Raw genomic sequence first — 15,457 nt, forward strand, 5'->3', positions numbered from 1 at the left:
TTTATTCTAATATTCTTTTTAATTGTTTTTGAAAATCTTCATTTTCATTTACTCCAATATGTTCTTGATTTTTCAGCGGATAAAAATAGACATTTGCTTTTAATAACTTCTTTAGCCTGACTGAATTATCAATTGGAATTAACTGATCTTTAGTTCCATGAAAAATATAAATTGGCCTTTTTATTTTTGGAAGATAAAGATTTGTTTCCAAACTAAATTTCTTCATAAAGTCAGGAAAAAATGGCGCTCTAGAGCTAGATAATTCTAGAAAATTATAATACGGCGCTTGAAGAATCAAAGCTTTCGGTTTATTCTCTAATGCCAATTTTGTGGCAAAACCAGAACCAATTGAATATCCTGCAATAATAATTTTATCTTCAGCGTATCTCTCAGCCACTTTCTTATATACGATAGAAATATCTTTACTCAATTGCTCTTCATTCTCTATTTCGCCTTCACTTTTTCCGAAACTTCTGTAATCTAAAATAAAGATATCATGGCCTAATGAAGTGTATATTTTTGCAATTTTTCCCCAAGTTTCAAGTGTTCCAGCATTTCCATGAAGATAAAAAACAAGTCCTTTTGAGTTTTCAGCTTTAAACAATAATCCATTCAATACAGATCCATCAAAAGAAAAAATATTGATTTCTTCAAATTTTTGCTGATAATCAAATTTATAGTCTTTAGGCAATTTTGAACGATAGAAAACTAAATCAACCTGATTAAAATAAAAATAGGATATCATCAAAACATAAATAATCAGAAAAAAGCACAACAGTACAATTCCTAAAAATTTAAACGTTTTTAAAATCTCCATATCTAAATTAGTTTTAAGTCACAGTTTTCATTTTTAGTCTTTACCCAGATTGAAAACTGAGAGTGGCAAATAATTAATAAAAAATCCCGCTTTTCAGTTACTGAGACTGAAAACCGGGACTGAAAACTTTATTGTAAATTATTCTTCTTCAATATCGTCTTCGTCTTCATCAAGCTCTTCTCCTTCTTCATCCATATCAAACAAATAAGGCTCAACCATAATTTTATCTGCCAAAATTTCAATACGCTCTGTCAGAGTTTCAGAAAAGATAATTCGCTGCACTTTGGCAATACTATTAGAAATACGTGTGATTTTTGGATCATGGCGTAATTTCAAAATCGGATCTGCATCATCCAAAATAAACATTTTTAAACGATTTACATTGTAACCCGCTGTACTAAACATGTCATTTAATTTAGTTGGCGTACCAATTAAAACGTCAATCCCTGTAGAAACATAGTTTTTATCATAATCCATGTCGCCTTTTTCGTTTACACCATAAACTTCCAAATTGGTGTATTTCCCATACTTCTCAAAAAGCTCAACCATTTCCAAAACCTTTGCTTTGTCTTCCACAATAATTAAAGCGCGTGGCGATTCTTCCGTTTTACCAGCCAATTGCTGAATCACATTTAAAACAATCGTTGTTGTTTTTCCACTTCCTTTTGGAGAAATAATTACACAATCAGCACCGCTTTTTATGGTTGAAAAAGTTTCCAACTGCAAAGCATTCGCTTCCGTTAAACCATTTTCAACTAATCCGTCTTGTAATTTCTCGTTTATTTTTTTTAGTTTCATTTTTTTGAGCTTTAAGCTTTAAGCTATGCGCTGTAAGCAAAAATTATTTAGTTTCTATAAAAGCTTAAAGCCTAAAGCTTATAGCCTAAAGCGCGAAGCACTTTATTTGCTTGCGAACATTTTCACATCTGATTCTGAGATTTCGTTTCCTCCCAAAATAATCAATCTTTCAACTACATTTCGAAGTTCACGAATATTTCCTGTCCAATCGTATTCTTGCAATAATTTTATGGCTTGCGCCGAAAACGACTTAACCGCATTTCCTTGCTCTAAAGCTATTTTTTCTGCAAAATGCGAAATCAAAGCCGGAATATCATCACGTCTTTCATTCAATGGCGGCACTTTAATTAAAATCACTGCCAAACGATGGTATAAATCTTCACGGAAACGGCCTTCTGCAATTTCTGTTTTCAGATCTTTATTTGTTGCCGCAACAACACGAACATCAACTTTAATATCTTTATCAGCCCCCACTCTCGTAATCATACTTTCTTGCAAAGCACGCAAAACTTTGGCTTGCGCCGAAAGGCTCATATCACCAATTTCATCCAAGAAAATAGTTCCTTTGTCTGCTGCTTCAAACTTTCCGGCACGATCTTTAACAGCCGATGTAAAAGCACCTTTTACGTGTCCGAACAATTCGCTTTCAATCAATTCGCTCGGAATTGCAGCACAGTTTACTTCGATTAATGGAAAACTAGAACGCTCGCTTTTTTCATGCAACTGATGCGCCACTAATTCTTTTCCTGTTCCGTTTGGTCCAGTAATCAAAACTCTCGCTTCTGTTTGCGCCACTTTATCAATCATCACTTTAATATGATTAATCGATTCGCTGTAACCAATCATTTCGTAGTTTTTGCTAACTTTTTTCTTCAGGATTTTATTTTCAACTACTAATTGTTTTTTATCCAAAGCATTACGAACCGTATTCAATAAACGATTCAAATCTGGCGGTTTTGAGATATAATCAAAAGCTCCCAAACGCATGGTCTGAATCGCAGTTTCCATATCACCGTGCCCCGAGATCATCACCATCGGGATTTCTGGTTTGATCTTTTTTACTTCTTCCAAAACCTCAACACCGTCCATTTTTGGCATTTTGATATCACACAAAACCAAATCATAGTCGTTGTTTTTTATTTTTTCAAGTCCCGCAACACCATCTTCAGCTTCATCAACCTGATACGCATCATTTTCTTCTGATAATATTTTTACCAAAACTCTTCTGATCGCTGCTTCGTCTTCGACAATTAGTATTTTACTCATTTTTTTTCTAAGATTCAAAGTTGCAAAGTTACAGAGTCACAAAGTTTAAAATCTTTGTCACTATGCTACTTATTAACCTGCTATTAGTAATATCTCATTTATGCTTCAACACAATCTTAAAGCTACTTTTGTAAGTCATAAAAAATTCAAATAAAAAAACTTTGAACCTTTGTCGCTCTGTAACTTTGTAACTTTGTAACTTTTAAAAACTAGTACTTCAGCCACTTATACAATTCCTTCCAAGTCGGTTTTTTGCCGTACATTAAAATACCTACACGGTAGATTTTGGCTGCGAACCATACCACAAGGAAAAATGTAGCAAACAATAATGATACCGAAATTGCGATTTGCCACCACGGCACGCCAAACGGAATACGCATTAGCATTACAATTGGCGAAGTTAACGGAATCATTGAAAAGATAACTGCAACACTTCCGTGCGGATCGTTTACAACTGTAAAAAAACCGATATAAACACTCAAAATCAGAGGCATTAAAATTGGCAGCAAAAATTGCTGAGAATCGGTTTGATTGTCAACTGCTGCTCCAATTGCCGCGTAAAATGAGCTATATAAAAAATATCCTCCAATAAAATAAATCACAAATCCGATTATGATGCTTGCAATTGGCAAATTCCATAATTCAGCAATATACATTTGCGCCGATCCAGCAAGTTCGTGCTGCGCACTTTGCATTAATTCCGGTGAAATTCTTGCTGTCGGACCAACATTCACGCCGAAAAATGCCGAAGCTGCAAACATCAATCCTAACCCAATTATAGCCCAAATCATAAATTGCAAAATTCCAGCCAATGACGTTCCGACAATTTTACCAATCATCAACTGAAATGGCTTTACAGATGAAATAATGATTTCGATAATTCTGTTTGTTTTTTCTTCGATTACGCTTCGCATTACCATGTTTCCATAAATGATAATAAACATCATAATCAAATAACCAAATGCGCCTCCGATTCCGATTTTAATTTCATTTAAACCTTTCAGACTTTCTTCTCCAGAAGCTTTAATCAAATGAATATTTACATCTGACTGTGCTTTCTGGATGGCCAAAGTGTCTAGTTTTGCTTCTTCCAGATTTAGTTTTGTAATTTTACTTCCAATGATATCTTGAGTATTTTCAATAAAAGAAATGCTCGGACTATTATTAGAAATAAATTCAATTTTACTTTCTAAATCTTTTATATTTTTTGTTTTCGGAATAACGATTAATCCGTTGAAATTTTCTTTTGTAATGCTATCTTTTAAAGCCTTTACATCAATTTCAGATAAATTTAAATATTTGAATTCGGCTCCTTTTTTATTTTCTTTTAAAAAATCAGATGCAAAAAGTCCGGTTTCGTCATGAATTGCAATTCTTTTTGTTTCTGCTTTCATCGAGCTTAAATAGCCAATAAAAACAGCAATCGCCACAAATAAAAGCGGACTCAAAAATGTCATGACAACAAAAGATTTATTGCGGACTTTGGCAATAAATTCTCTTTTTATAATCAACGAGATGATGCTCATAAATATTTTTAATTTTCAAATCTAAAACCCCAAATTCCAACTCTCGCAGTTTCAAACTTGGATTTTGGAATTTAATTATTGGAATTTAATTTTTTGTTTTCCGTTACCGTTTGGATAAAAATATCGTTTATGCTCGGAATTTTTTCTACGAAATGTGTTACTTGTCCACGTTGTGTTAAAATATTCAATAATTCGTTTGGACTTGCATTTCCAATCTGAATATTTAATTTCAAATCATCATTTAAAGATTTAAAACTCGCAGGCGAAACCGTGAACTTTTGAGTGATATCATACATCAAACCTTCAACATTATTTGTCAAAATTCCCACTTCAAAACTATTGGTTCTAAACTGACGTTTCACATCTGCCACTTTCCCTTCGATCAATTTATTGGATTTGTGAATTAAAGCAATGTTTTCACAAAGCTCTTCTACACTTTCCATTCTGTGCGTCGAAAAAATAATAGTAGAACCTTGTTCTTTCAATGCCAGAATTTCATCTTTAATAACATTCGCATTTACAGGATCAAATCCGGAGAAGGGCTCATCTAAAATTAGCAATTTTGGTTTATGCAAAACACAAACCACAAACTGAATTTTCTGTGCCATTCCTTTAGAAAGTTCCTGAATTTTCTTGTTCCACCAGCCTTGAATTCCTAATCGGTCAAACCAATAATCCAATTGTTTTTTGGCTTCAGCCTTAGAAAGGCCTTTCATTTGAGCCAGATACAAACATTGCTCTCCCACTTTCATCGAACTATACAAACCTCTTTCTTCTGGAAGATACCCGATAGTTTGCACATGTTTGGGTTGCAATCTTTCTCCATCCAAAATTACTTCGCCACTATCTGGCAATGTAATTTGGTTTATGATTCTGATAAGGGAAGTTTTTCCGGCTCCATTGGGACCTAAAAGTCCATATATACTGCCTTTTGGCACATTTAATGAAACTTCGTTAAGTGCTACATAATCGCCGTATTTTTTTACAACTTTATGTACTTCAAGTAAGTTACTCATGCTATTTTTAAGGATTTACTGCGTCACTTTGCCTGTTACGGTTCAGCGACTGTAAAAGTAAATAATTCGAAGCGAAATTGTGGCATATTACGCAAAAAACCCATTCTAATTTATGCTAGAATGGGTTTTTAATTTTTTTATAACTTTAAAAGAAGTTAAGATTATGAGAACATATCTTTTACTTTTTCAAAAAACGATTTCTCTGATTTCTCTGGACTTGGAACAAAATGTTCGTCTGCTAAAGCATTTTCAAAGAATTGTTTTTGCTCTTTATTTAATGTTTTTGGAGTCCAAACGTTTACGTGAACCAATAAATCTCCGCTTCCGTAACCATTTAAACTTGGAATTCCTTTTCCTTTCAATCTTAAGATTTTTCCAGACTGAATTCCTTCTTCCAATTTAATACGAACTTTTCCGTTGATTGCTTCAATATCTTTAGAAGCTCCCAAAACTGCTTCAGGAAAACTGATGTATAAATCGAAATGGATATTTTCTCCTTCACGCTTCAAGAATTCGTGCTCAACTTCTTCAATCGCTACAATTAAATCTCCTGGAATACTGTTTCCTGGAGCATCGTTACCTTTGTTAGCAACTTTTAACTGCATACCATCAACAACTCCCGCAGGAATTTTAATTGATACTGTTTCGTCTTCTTGAACCATTCCTTGAGCATCTGCCTCAGAAGGTTTTTTATCTAAAATCTGACCAGAACCACCACAAGTAGGACAAGTAGATGCAGATTGCATTCTTCCTAAAATGGTATTGGTTACACGCATTACTTGTCCTTGACCGTTACAAGTCGTACAAGTTTTATACGTTACGCCTTTTGCCTGAACTTTACGTTTTACTTTTACTTTTTTCTCAACCCCATTTGCAATTTCTTCTAAAGTTAATTTCACTTTAATTCGAAGATTGCTTCCTTTCGCACGACGAGGGCCTCCGCCTCCGCCTCCGAAACCGCCAAATCCGCCACCAAAAATATCACCAAACTGGCTGAAAATGTCATCCATATTCATACCGCCGTGGCCACCGCCAAATCCGCCAGAACCATCAAATGCTTGATGACCATATTGATCGTATTTCGCTTTTTTCTGTGGATCACTTAAAACTTCATAAGCTTCTGCCGCCAATTTGAAGTTTTCTTCTGCCTCTTTGTCGCCTGGATTTTTATCAGGGTGGTATTTAAGCGCGCTTTTTCTATACGCTTTTTTAATTTCGGCAGCATCAGCATTTTTTGAAATGCCTAGTATTTCGTAAAAATCTTTTTTCATAATTAGGTTTAAATTCCAAATTCTAAAATTCCAAAATCCAAAATTGGAGTCAGAATTTTTATTTGCTTTTTAGTTTCCAACTACAACTTTAGGGTAACGAATAATTTTGTCTCCTAATTTGTATCCTTTTTCAATAACATCAACAATTTTCCCTTTTAATTTATCAGACGGAGCTGGAATTTGGGTAATTGCCTCAGCAATATCAGCATTGAAAGCATCTCCTGCTTGAATTTCAACTTGCTCTAAACCTTTAGAAACTAAAGTACTTTTCAGTTTTTCGTGAATCAACTCAACACCTTTTTTCAAATTCTCATCCTCAGACTTGTTGATCTCAACTGTCGCTCTGTCAAAATCATCTAAAACTGGAAGCATTGCCAATAAAACCTCTTGGTTTGCTGTTTTAAATAAATCAAGACGCTCTTTTGAAGTTCTTTTTTTGTAATTTTCAAATTCAGCAAATAATCTCAAAAACTTATCTTTTTCGTGAGCCAAGTCTTTAGCTAATTGCTCCTCAACACTTAATTCTTCAACAATCAACTGTTCTCCGTTGGCATTGTTCTCTAACGTTACGTCGTCTAATTCCTGATCGAATTCTGTATTTTCCGTAGTCATATTACTTTTATTTTTAAAAATATTCTTAAACTTCATTTTTATTTCTTTCTGTTGGATTGCAAAAGTACTGCCAAATCTTATAAAATGTCAAATTGTCACTTTATTAATTATGAGACATTTAAAAAACGCATTTGCACAGAAAAAATTTATTATAATTTTAAGACTATTACGTTTTAGTTTATCTTATCTTTGAGACCAATAAACATAAATTATTACCACCAAAAATTGAATTTAAGGGTTGGCTTCGGCCTCTAAATAATTATTAATTCAAGTTTACCTTATATTAAAAAAAGCTTCGCCTATAGAGACGAAGCTTTTTTTTATGCTTTCTTCATCTCTAATGTATTAATGACAATACCTAAAAAATTATCGCAAAGAACACAAAGTTTTTTATTTATAAAACCATATATAAAGACAAAAGTTCGCAAAGCTTTGTATTGATTTAGCTTTGCGAACTTTATTTTGCACGGGCGGAGGGATTCGAACCCCCATCAACGGTTTTGGAGACCGCTATTCTACCCTTGAACTACGCCCGTAACTTAAGGTTGGCAAATTAAAAGTTTTTTTTCTTCTCTGGCAACTATTTCAGGCAGAGATTTTAAAAGAAAACCCTTTGAATCTGCGGAATCTAAAGCAAAAACTTTTGTTCCAGATAGTTAACTTGATAAAGTTTTTTTTTAATTCTTCGAATTTTATTTGCTTCTTAGAAAGAAAAATTATTTCACGCAGATTTTAAAAAAGATTTAGGCAGATTTGTACAGATTTTTTAAACAAAAAAATAAAATAAATCTGCTCCAATCTGAAAAATCTGAGTGAAACAAAATTTTATTATGCCTGTAAAGCATTTTTTAAACCTTCGTAATCTACAGAAACCTGCTCTCCTGTCACTAAATTTTTAAGCGTATAAGAATTTGAAGTAATTTCTTGATCTCCAACCAATACTGCAAACGGAATTAAACGCTTGTCTGCATATTGAAATTGTTTTCCAACTTTTACACTATCAGGATACAATTCTACTTTTATATTTTCCTTTCTCAATTTCTGAATTGCCTGCGAAGCGTAAAGCGCTTCTTTATCTCCAAAATTCAAAAACAGTGCTTTTGAAGTAGCCGCAACAGTCTCAGGGAATAATTGCAATTCTTCTAAAACCAAATAAATTCTATCCAAACCAAAAGAGATTCCGACACCACTCATGTTTTTCAAACCAAAAATACCCGTCAAATCGTCGTATCTTCCGCCACCTCCGATAGAACCCATTGCAACAGTTTTTGGGGCTGCAACTTCAAAAATAGCTCCTGTATAATAATTTAAACCACGAGCTAAAGTCACATCTAAATCTAAAATTGAAGTAGAAAGTCCTAATTCAGCAACATTGTCACATATAAATTTAAGCTCTTCAACACCTTTCATACCTTCTTCAGAAGCTGACAATAATTCTGAAAGTTGTGCAATTTTGTCTGCAAAAGTTCCAGAGAAACTAAAAAGTGGCTGTACTTTTACCAACGCTTCTTCAGAAATTCCTTTTTCAATCATTTCTTTCTTTACGCCGTCTTCTCCAATTTTATCCAATTTATCAAGAGCAACCGTAAAATCGATTAATTTATCTGAAGCGCCAATTACCTCAGCAATTCCAGATAAAATTTTTCTATTATTGATTTTAATTGTAACGCCTTCTAAACCTAAAGAAGTAAAAACAGTATCGTACAATTGAACTAACTCAACTTCCTGCCAAAGCGACTTCGAACCTACAACATCGGCATCACATTGAAAGAATTCTCTAAAACGCCCTTTTTGCGGATTATCTGCTCTCCAAACTGGCTGGATTTGGTATCTCTTAAAAGGAAATTCAATTTCACTTTGGTGCTGTACCACGTATCTTGCAAACGGAACTGTCAAATCGTAACGTAACGCTTTCTCAGAAATTTTTCCTGTAAATTTATTTAGCTCAATTCTTTGTTCTAAAGTAATTTTTTCAGCAGAATTTAGTTGCAATTCTTCGATCGATTCTGGCAATTCAATTTTACTTTTATTGTAGAAAAAGTTACCTGAGTTTAATATTTTAAAAATAAGACGGTCTCCTTCTTCTCCATATTTCCCCATTAAGGTATCTGAATTTTCAAACGAAGGCGTTTCGATTGGCTGAAAACCAAATTTCTCAAAATTAGCTTTTATAGTCTGAATAATATATTGACGTTTTGACACCTCTGCTGGTGAAAAATCTCTTGTCCCTTTTGGTATACTTGGTTTCGAAGCCATCTTTTCTATTTTAGATTTTAGATTTCTGATTTTAGATTTCTGATTTTAGATTATTTTCCAATCTTTATCTTCAAAAATCTTTAACATTAATTTCTTAATGATTTGGATTTTATTCAAAATCTCAAATCGTCTGCAAATATCTTACTTTTTAAAATAAATAATAACACTTCGAAAACAAACTTGTAACAAAAACCGTATTTTCGTGACAAATTGGTCATGATGCTAAAATTATTTAAAGAAAATATCCGAATTGCATTTGGTTCTATCAAAACACAACTGCTGCGAACTATTCTTACTGTTTTAATTATTGCCATCGGTATTACCGCTTTGGTTGGAATCTTGACTGTAGTTTCGGCTTTAGAAAACACAATTTCCAGCGATTTTGCTTCTATGGGAGCCAATACTTTTAACATCAATCAATATGAAAATAAAGTTCGAAACCGTGGCGGAAACGAACGCGAAGTCATCAATCCGATTATTTCCTATCCAGAAGCTGTGGCTTTCAAAAGCAAATACAAATACCCATTTACAGAAACCTCTCTATCTTTTACCGCAACTACAACTGCCGAAGTAAAATACTTGAGCGAAAAAACAGATCCAGAAATTACAATTGTAGGCGTAGACGAACATTTTATTACCAATTCTGGACTAGAAACTAGTTTAGGAAGAAGTTTTAACCAATTTGATATTGAAAACAATACTTACTCTTGTATTGTTGGTTCTGATTTTGAAAAAGGACTTTTGAAAGATATTAATCCAATTGATAAAACCATTTCTATTCGAGGCGCAAGATTTAAGGTAATTGGTGTTTTAAAAGAGAAAGGTTCTACGTTTGGCAACAGCCAGGATTTAAGAGTTCTAATTCCAATTCAAGTTGCGAGATCTTTATTTACTGCACCAAATATCAATTATACCATTAGTGTAATGGTTTCTAAAAAAGAAGTTTTAGACGAAGCCATAGACAATGCTACAAGTACAATGCGAAGAGTTCGTAAATTAAGTCCGGTTCGTGACAATAATTTTGGAATAGTTCGAAGCGATGATTTGATTAATCGTATTCTAAGCATAACTCAATATCTAGGATTAGCAGCGTGGACTATTTCTGTAATTACCATTTTAGGATCATCTATTGCTTTAATGAATATTATGATTGTTTCGGTAACAGAACGTACACGCGAAATTGGTGTTCGTAAAGCGTTAGGGGCAAAAAGATCAACAGTTGCTTTTCAGTTTTTTATCGAAACTTTATTAATCGGACAAATTGGTGGTTTAGTTGGAATCTTTCTTGGAATTCTTCTTGGTTTCGGGATAGCCACAGCTATGAGTTTTTCTTTTGTGATTCCGTGGATGGCTATTTTTGCCGCTTTTGCAACCAGTTTCTGCGTGGCAATAGTTTCTGGTTTGTATCCTGCTATTAAAGCATCAAAATTAGATCCTATTGAAGCGTTGCGTTACGAATAGTTTTCAGTGTCAGTTTTCAGTTAAATAATCACTTTTACTTTTTAAACGATTCTTTCTAATATTTTCTAGAATAATGGGAAAATCTTTTTTACGACATATTCCTAATTGAAGACAACCACTTGGTGCTTTGGGATGATATTCATTTTCTTCATAAAGTTCATGCAGCATTTTAGGGATCTGCCTTTCAAACTTTACAGCTATAATATGATTATTTCCTATCGAAGTGCTTTCTGCTGGAATCCACCCATTCACTAAAGAATGTACAAGTTTAAATTCCTGATAAACAAATTTTTCTGGGTTACGAAAATCAAAAATACATCCTAAATCCGTAAGTAAAGGCCAAGCGGCAGAGGCTCTAAACGTTCCTAACAGAATTTCATTTTCAGCTTTAGACCAATTTATAAAATCATTATAGAAATCTGTTTTTAATCGATTTTCAAAACGCTTTTCTACAATATCTTTAACAGATTTAATTCCATTTCCTGAAAAATAACCATCAATTACAATAAACTCATCTTTGGGGTGATTATGGTCTTCCATAAGATTTTAAACGAATTATTAAATTACTAGCCTTTCAAAACCTTACCAGAAATCATTCTGTCATTATCATAAATATCTTTTCGAAGCTCTACACTTTTAAAATCCATACTTTCTAATAAATCGGTCATTTCTTTTCCAAGATATTGATTGATTTCGAAATATAATTTTCCTTTTTCTAGAAGGGCTTTTTTTGCCAGTAAGGCAATTTTTCTATAAAAAATTAAAGCATCGTGATCTTCAACAAAAAGAGCTAAATGCGGTTCGTAGTCCAAAACATTTTTTTTGATTTCTGCTTTTTCTAAATTTCGTACATACGGCGGATTAGAAACAATAATATCAAACTGGCATCTTAATTCTTCTTCTTTTAAAATATCCAATAACACAAAAGTCACTTCGACATTATTTCTTACAGCGTTTCTTTTGGCCGTTTCAATTGCTTTTTTAGAAACGTCAACGGCAACAACTTCTGCATGTGGAAGATTACTGGCTAACGAAATCGCAATACAGCCAGTTCCTGTTCCAATATCGAGAATTCTTAATTTTTTATTTTTATCTCTACTAGTATTTTCATTGATAATCCACTCGACCAATTCTTCTGTTTCTGGCCTCGGAATCAAAACATTTTCATTTACTTCAAAATCCAAACCGTAAAAGTTTGTTTTCCCAAGCAAATATTGGATTGGAACTTCTTTTTTAAGCTGTTTCAGCAATTCATCCCATATCACAAAATCATTCTCATCAAATACCAACTCATGATTTAAAGCTAAATCAATCTGGCGAAGTTGGTGCTTATCTTCTAAAATTAAATAAAAAAAACTCTCTGCTTCGTACGCATCGTAAAAAGGAGATAATTCTTTAATAAACTGAGTACGATATTGTTTAATTTTCATTTTTATTTTTTGGGCATTTACATCAGTCCAAAACTGATATTTTATCTTTCAATAAGTCTTGCTACTTCAAATTTGTTACATTAAAATCACAATACTTTCAGCATCCATACCGGACAAGAATTATGCCCAGTACATCCCATTGGAGCATCTAAATACTCAAAACCGGATTTTTTATAAAGCTTTTGCGCTGCATGCATAAATGGCATGGTTTCGATATAACATTTTTTAAAACCAAAAGCTCTTGCTTGTTCCAAACATTTATCCATCATTTGGGTTCCAATCCCCAATCCTCTTGTTTTTGGAAGGAAATACATTTTCTGCAATTCACAAATTTCAGGATCTCCATTTTCTAAAGGTGCAATTCCAGCACAGCCTACAATTTCCCCTTCATTTTCAACAACAAAATAGGCCGATTTCGTTTTACTATATTCCTCAAACATCAAATCCAAGCAAGGATCTTCGTATGCAGTTCCAACTTTTGGAATTTCCATTTCATCAAAAACAGAACGTATCAAACTTGCAACTTCCTGATTGTCTCCTTTTTCAATTACTCGTATAAGCCAATTTACCATTTTTTTGTTCTAAATCATTACAACTACAAAAATAAAGATAGTTTTGAATACTCTTATAACTATCTCGATTGTTTCACAACTTAACCTTTTTCAGTTAATGATAATCTTAAATTTAACTACTTTTGCACTGTGAATATACATGAAAAATATATAAAACGCTGTATCGAACTGGCACAAAATGGACTTGGAGCAACATATCCAAACCCAATGGTTGGTAGCGTTATTGTTTATGAAGGCCAGATTATCGGCGAAGGCTGGCATAAGAAAGCTGGCGAACCTCATGCAGAGGTAAATGCCGTGCGCTCTGTAAAAGACAAATCGCTCTTAAAAAAAGCTACAATTTATGTAAGTTTAGAACCCTGCAGTCATTTTGGAAAAACACCCCCTTGCTGTGATTTGATTATTGCAAATGAAATTCCGAATGTTGTGGTCGGCACAGTTGATCCTAACGAAAAAGTAGCGGGAAGGGGAATTTTAAAATTAATTGAAGCCGGAGCGAATGTTACTGTTGGAGTTTTAGAAGAGGAATGCAACGAACTGAATAAACGCTTTTTTACTTTCCATCAAAAAAAGAGACCATATATTATTTTAAAATGGGCCGAAAGTCAAGACGGATTTTTAGCTCCAGAAAAAGAAATCGACCAGGCGCGCCAGCCAATTTGGATTACGAACCAATATTCAAGACAATTGGTTCACAAATGGCGAACTGAAGAACAGGCAATTTTGGTTGGAACACAGACTGTTGTTGATGACAATCCGAAATTAAATGCTCGAGATTGGAGCGGCAATAATCCCGTTCGAGTTGTTATTGATCAAAATAATAGAATCGATGAAAACAGTTTTATTTTTGATAACTCTGTAAAAACTTTTATTTTTTCTAAAGATTCGAAACCATCAAAAGAAAACACTCAATTTGAAGCAATTGACTTTGATAAAAATAGTATCCCTCAAATTTTGGATGTTTTATATCAAAATCAAATTCAATCTATAATAATTGAAGGAGGAAGACAAACACTCCAATCTTTTATTGATGAAAATCTTTGGGATGAAGCTCGAATTTTTGTTGGAAAAACGAGTTTTCTAAATGGAACGAGAGCTCCAATTATTACCAGAAAAACCACCACAAAGACTAACATATTAAGTGACGAACTAATACAAATTAGAAATCATGATTAATGCGATAATTTTTGACTTTGGAGATATTTTCATCAATTTAGATAAACCTGCCACAATTTCTGGTTTGCAAAAATTAGGAATGAAAGAATGGAATAATGAATTGGATCAATTAAATCTTTCTTTTGAAGTGGGAGCTATTTCACCAGAAGATTTTATTGGAGGTTTTCAAAAACAATTACCAAATGCTTCTAAAGATGATATTTTGAGAGCTTGGAATGCAGTTTTAGCAGACTTCCCTTTTTATCGTCTAGAGTTTCTTCAGGAACTATCAAAAAAATACCGCTTGTTTTTGTTGAGCAATACCGACTCTATTCACATTAATACATTTGAAGAAAAAAGCGGAATTTCTTTTTACAAAGATTTTTATGCTTGTTTCGAAAAAGTATATTTTTCATTTGATATAGGAATGAGAAAACCAGATCCGAAAATCTATCAATTTGTATTAGACCAAAATAATCTAGTTGCAGAAAACACTTTGTTTGTTGATGATAAAACAGAAAATACAGACAGTGCCGCAGCTTTAGGAATTAAAATTTGGAATCTTCAGGTTGGAAAAGAAGATGTGATTGACCTTTATAAAAAGAATATAATTTAGAATACTGCTTTTGGAAATTAACGATACTTATCAAACTATTGCATCTGCATCTGAAGAAATACTGTTTAAAGAAAAAGGCAGTAAATTCTTTGGCTATGCTTTTCCGATAGATCATGAAGACGAAGTAAAACCAATTATCGAGGAACTTAAAAAGCAACATCCACACGCAGTACACTATTGCTACGCTTACCAAATTGGTGTTGGAAATAAAATCTCGTATCGTGCCAACGACGATGGAGAACCAAGCAATACAGCCGGAGCTCCAATTTACGGACAAATACAATCTTTTGGATTAACGAACGTTTTAGTTGTAGTCGTTCGTATTTTTGGCGGAGTAAAATTAGGCGTTGGCGGATTGATTTCTGCCTATCGAACAACTGCACAACAGACTTTGGAAGTTTGTGAAATCGTTGAAAAGACAATTGATGTTGAATTTTTAATTTCTTTTGATTACAAAAACATGAATAAAGTAATGCGAGTGATCAAAGAAAAGAAATTAGAAATCACTTCTCAGGAAATGGAAATGGATGAAATTTCTGGACTGCCAATTGGCAAAATTGTGACAAAAACACGAAAAAAAAATGCCGAAACAGTATTCAGCATTTTTGATTTAATGTTCGAAATTGATATTAAAATTATATAATTTAACACCAAAACAAAG

General features: G+C 33.3%; 15 protein-coding genes and 1 tRNA gene. 4 read left to right on the top strand and 12 right to left on the bottom strand.

The window, feature by feature from the left end; all coding sequences use genetic code 11:
• Position 1: 1 nt before the first annotated feature.
• The 9 genes from QLQ95_RS03310 to hisS form a co-directional block, all read right to left on the bottom strand.
• Entirely contained in the window at positions 2–817 is an 816-nt protein-coding gene (locus QLQ95_RS03310; protein WP_482502625.1) for an alpha/beta hydrolase, read from the bottom strand.
• 138 nt (positions 818–955) lie between these two features.
• Positions 956–1,615, bottom strand: a complete 660-nt coding sequence (locus tag QLQ95_RS03315; protein WP_482502626.1) for a DEAD/DEAH box helicase — start codon at positions 1,613–1,615, stop codon at positions 956–958.
• A 102-nt stretch (positions 1,616–1,717) separates the two neighbouring features.
• Complete coding sequence (locus QLQ95_RS03320; RefSeq protein ID WP_482502628.1) at positions 1,718–2,881, bottom strand: sigma-54-dependent transcriptional regulator; 1,164 nt, start codon at positions 2,879–2,881, stop codon at positions 1,718–1,720.
• Between the two features lie 209 nt (positions 2,882–3,090).
• A complete protein-coding gene (locus tag QLQ95_RS03325; RefSeq protein ID WP_095931834.1) occupies positions 3,091–4,407 on the bottom strand; it encodes an ABC transporter permease in 1,317 nt (438 codons plus the stop codon).
• A gap of 71 nt (positions 4,408–4,478) precedes the next feature.
• Positions 4,479–5,423, bottom strand: coding sequence for an ABC transporter ATP-binding protein (locus QLQ95_RS03330; RefSeq protein ID WP_250837147.1), 945 nt, complete (start codon positions 5,421–5,423; stop codon positions 4,479–4,481).
• 161 nt (positions 5,424–5,584) lie between these two features.
• Entirely contained in the window at positions 5,585–6,694 is a 1,110-nt protein-coding gene (gene dnaJ / locus QLQ95_RS03335; protein WP_095931836.1) for a molecular chaperone DnaJ, read from the bottom strand.
• Between the two features lie 69 nt (positions 6,695–6,763).
• Positions 6,764–7,342 (bottom strand): nucleotide exchange factor GrpE, encoded by a 579-nt coding sequence (locus tag QLQ95_RS03340; RefSeq protein WP_095931837.1) that lies wholly within the window; start codon positions 7,340–7,342, stop codon positions 6,764–6,766.
• A gap of 429 nt (positions 7,343–7,771) precedes the next feature.
• Positions 7,772–7,842 (bottom strand) — tRNA-Trp (locus tag QLQ95_RS03345).
• Between the two features lie 292 nt (positions 7,843–8,134).
• Positions 8,135–9,562 carry a histidine--tRNA ligase gene (gene hisS, locus QLQ95_RS03350; RefSeq protein ID WP_095931838.1) on the bottom strand — a complete coding sequence of 476 codons (1,428 nt, stop codon included), beginning with the start codon at positions 9,560–9,562 and terminating at the stop codon, positions 8,135–8,137.
• Between the two features lie 216 nt (positions 9,563–9,778).
• Here hisS and QLQ95_RS03355 point away from each other — a divergent pair, with 216 nt between their 5' ends.
• The gene (locus QLQ95_RS03355; protein WP_172426966.1) at positions 9,779–11,023 is read left to right on the top strand and encodes an ABC transporter permease; all 1,245 of its coding nucleotides are present in this window, start codon (positions 9,779–9,781) and stop codon (positions 11,021–11,023) included.
• Positions 11,024–11,032: 9 nt separating this feature from the next.
• Here the strand turns inward: QLQ95_RS03355 and QLQ95_RS03360 are convergent, their stop codons facing one another.
• From QLQ95_RS03360 to QLQ95_RS03370, 3 genes are all read right to left on the bottom strand, one after another.
• Positions 11,033–11,563: a hypothetical protein gene (locus tag QLQ95_RS03360; RefSeq protein ID WP_482502632.1), complete on the bottom strand. Its 531-nt coding sequence runs from the start codon at positions 11,561–11,563 to the stop codon at positions 11,033–11,035.
• A gap of 26 nt (positions 11,564–11,589) precedes the next feature.
• The gene (prmC, locus tag QLQ95_RS03365) at positions 11,590–12,453 is read right to left on the bottom strand and encodes a peptide chain release factor N(5)-glutamine methyltransferase (protein WP_482502633.1); all 864 of its coding nucleotides are present in this window, start codon (positions 12,451–12,453) and stop codon (positions 11,590–11,592) included.
• 86 nt (positions 12,454–12,539) lie between these two features.
• Positions 12,540–13,025 carry a GNAT family N-acetyltransferase gene (locus tag QLQ95_RS03370; RefSeq protein WP_482502635.1) on the bottom strand — a complete coding sequence of 162 codons (486 nt, stop codon included), beginning with the start codon at positions 13,023–13,025 and terminating at the stop codon, positions 12,540–12,542.
• A 129-nt stretch (positions 13,026–13,154) separates the two neighbouring features.
• On the opposite strand from QLQ95_RS03370, the gene ribD reads away from it, so the two are divergent.
• Genes ribD through QLQ95_RS03385 form a run of 3 tightly spaced genes read left to right on the top strand, consistent with a single transcriptional unit; the run spans position 13,155 to position 15,439 of the window.
• Entirely contained in the window at positions 13,155–14,201 is a 1,047-nt protein-coding gene (gene ribD / locus QLQ95_RS03375) for a bifunctional diaminohydroxyphosphoribosylaminopyrimidine deaminase/5-amino-6-(5-phosphoribosylamino)uracil reductase RibD (protein ID WP_482502637.1), read from the top strand.
• A complete protein-coding gene (locus QLQ95_RS03380) occupies positions 14,194–14,796 on the top strand; it encodes an HAD family hydrolase (RefSeq protein WP_095931844.1) in 603 nt (200 codons plus the stop codon). Before ribD ends, QLQ95_RS03380 begins: the two co-directional genes overlap by 8 nt.
• 10 nt (positions 14,797–14,806) lie before the next feature.
• Positions 14,807–15,439, top strand: a complete 633-nt coding sequence (locus QLQ95_RS03385) for an IMPACT family protein (protein WP_095931845.1) — start codon at positions 14,807–14,809, stop codon at positions 15,437–15,439.
• The last annotated feature ends 18 nt before the right edge of the window (positions 15,440–15,457 follow it).

Source organism: Flavobacterium sp. B330r (genome assembly GCF_056824325.1).

Coding starts and splice junctions, on each gene's coding strand:
- QLQ95_RS03320 (WP_482502628.1), bottom strand. CDS start 2,881: ATGAGTAAAATACTAATTGTCGAAGACGAAGCAGCGATCAGAAGAGTT.
- QLQ95_RS03315 (WP_482502626.1), bottom strand. CDS start 1,615: ATGAAACTAAAAAAAATAAACGAGAAATTACAAGACGGATTAGTTGAA.
- QLQ95_RS03360 (WP_482502632.1), bottom strand. CDS start 11,563: ATGGAAGACCATAATCACCCCAAAGATGAGTTTATTGTAATTGATGGT.
- dnaJ (WP_095931836.1), bottom strand. CDS start 6,694: ATGAAAAAAGATTTTTACGAAATACTAGGCATTTCAAAAAATGCTGAT.
- QLQ95_RS03310 (WP_482502625.1), bottom strand. CDS start 817: ATGGAGATTTTAAAAACGTTTAAATTTTTAGGAATTGTACTGTTGTGC.
- hisS (WP_095931838.1), bottom strand. CDS start 9,562: ATGGCTTCGAAACCAAGTATACCAAAAGGGACAAGAGATTTTTCACCA.
- QLQ95_RS03325 (WP_095931834.1), bottom strand. CDS start 4,407: ATGAGCATCATCTCGTTGATTATAAAAAGAGAATTTATTGCCAAAGTC.
- QLQ95_RS03355 (WP_172426966.1), top strand. CDS start 9,779: ATGATGCTAAAATTATTTAAAGAAAATATCCGAATTGCATTTGGTTCT.
- QLQ95_RS03330 (WP_250837147.1), bottom strand. CDS start 5,423: ATGAGTAACTTACTTGAAGTACATAAAGTTGTAAAAAAATACGGCGAT.
- prmC (WP_482502633.1), bottom strand. CDS start 12,453: ATGAAAATTAAACAATATCGTACTCAGTTTATTAAAGAATTATCTCCT.
- QLQ95_RS03370 (WP_482502635.1), bottom strand. CDS start 13,025: ATGGTAAATTGGCTTATACGAGTAATTGAAAAAGGAGACAATCAGGAA.
- QLQ95_RS03340 (WP_095931837.1), bottom strand. CDS start 7,342: ATGAAGTTTAAGAATATTTTTAAAAATAAAAGTAATATGACTACGGAA.
- QLQ95_RS03380 (WP_095931844.1), top strand. CDS start 14,194: ATGATTAATGCGATAATTTTTGACTTTGGAGATATTTTCATCAATTTA.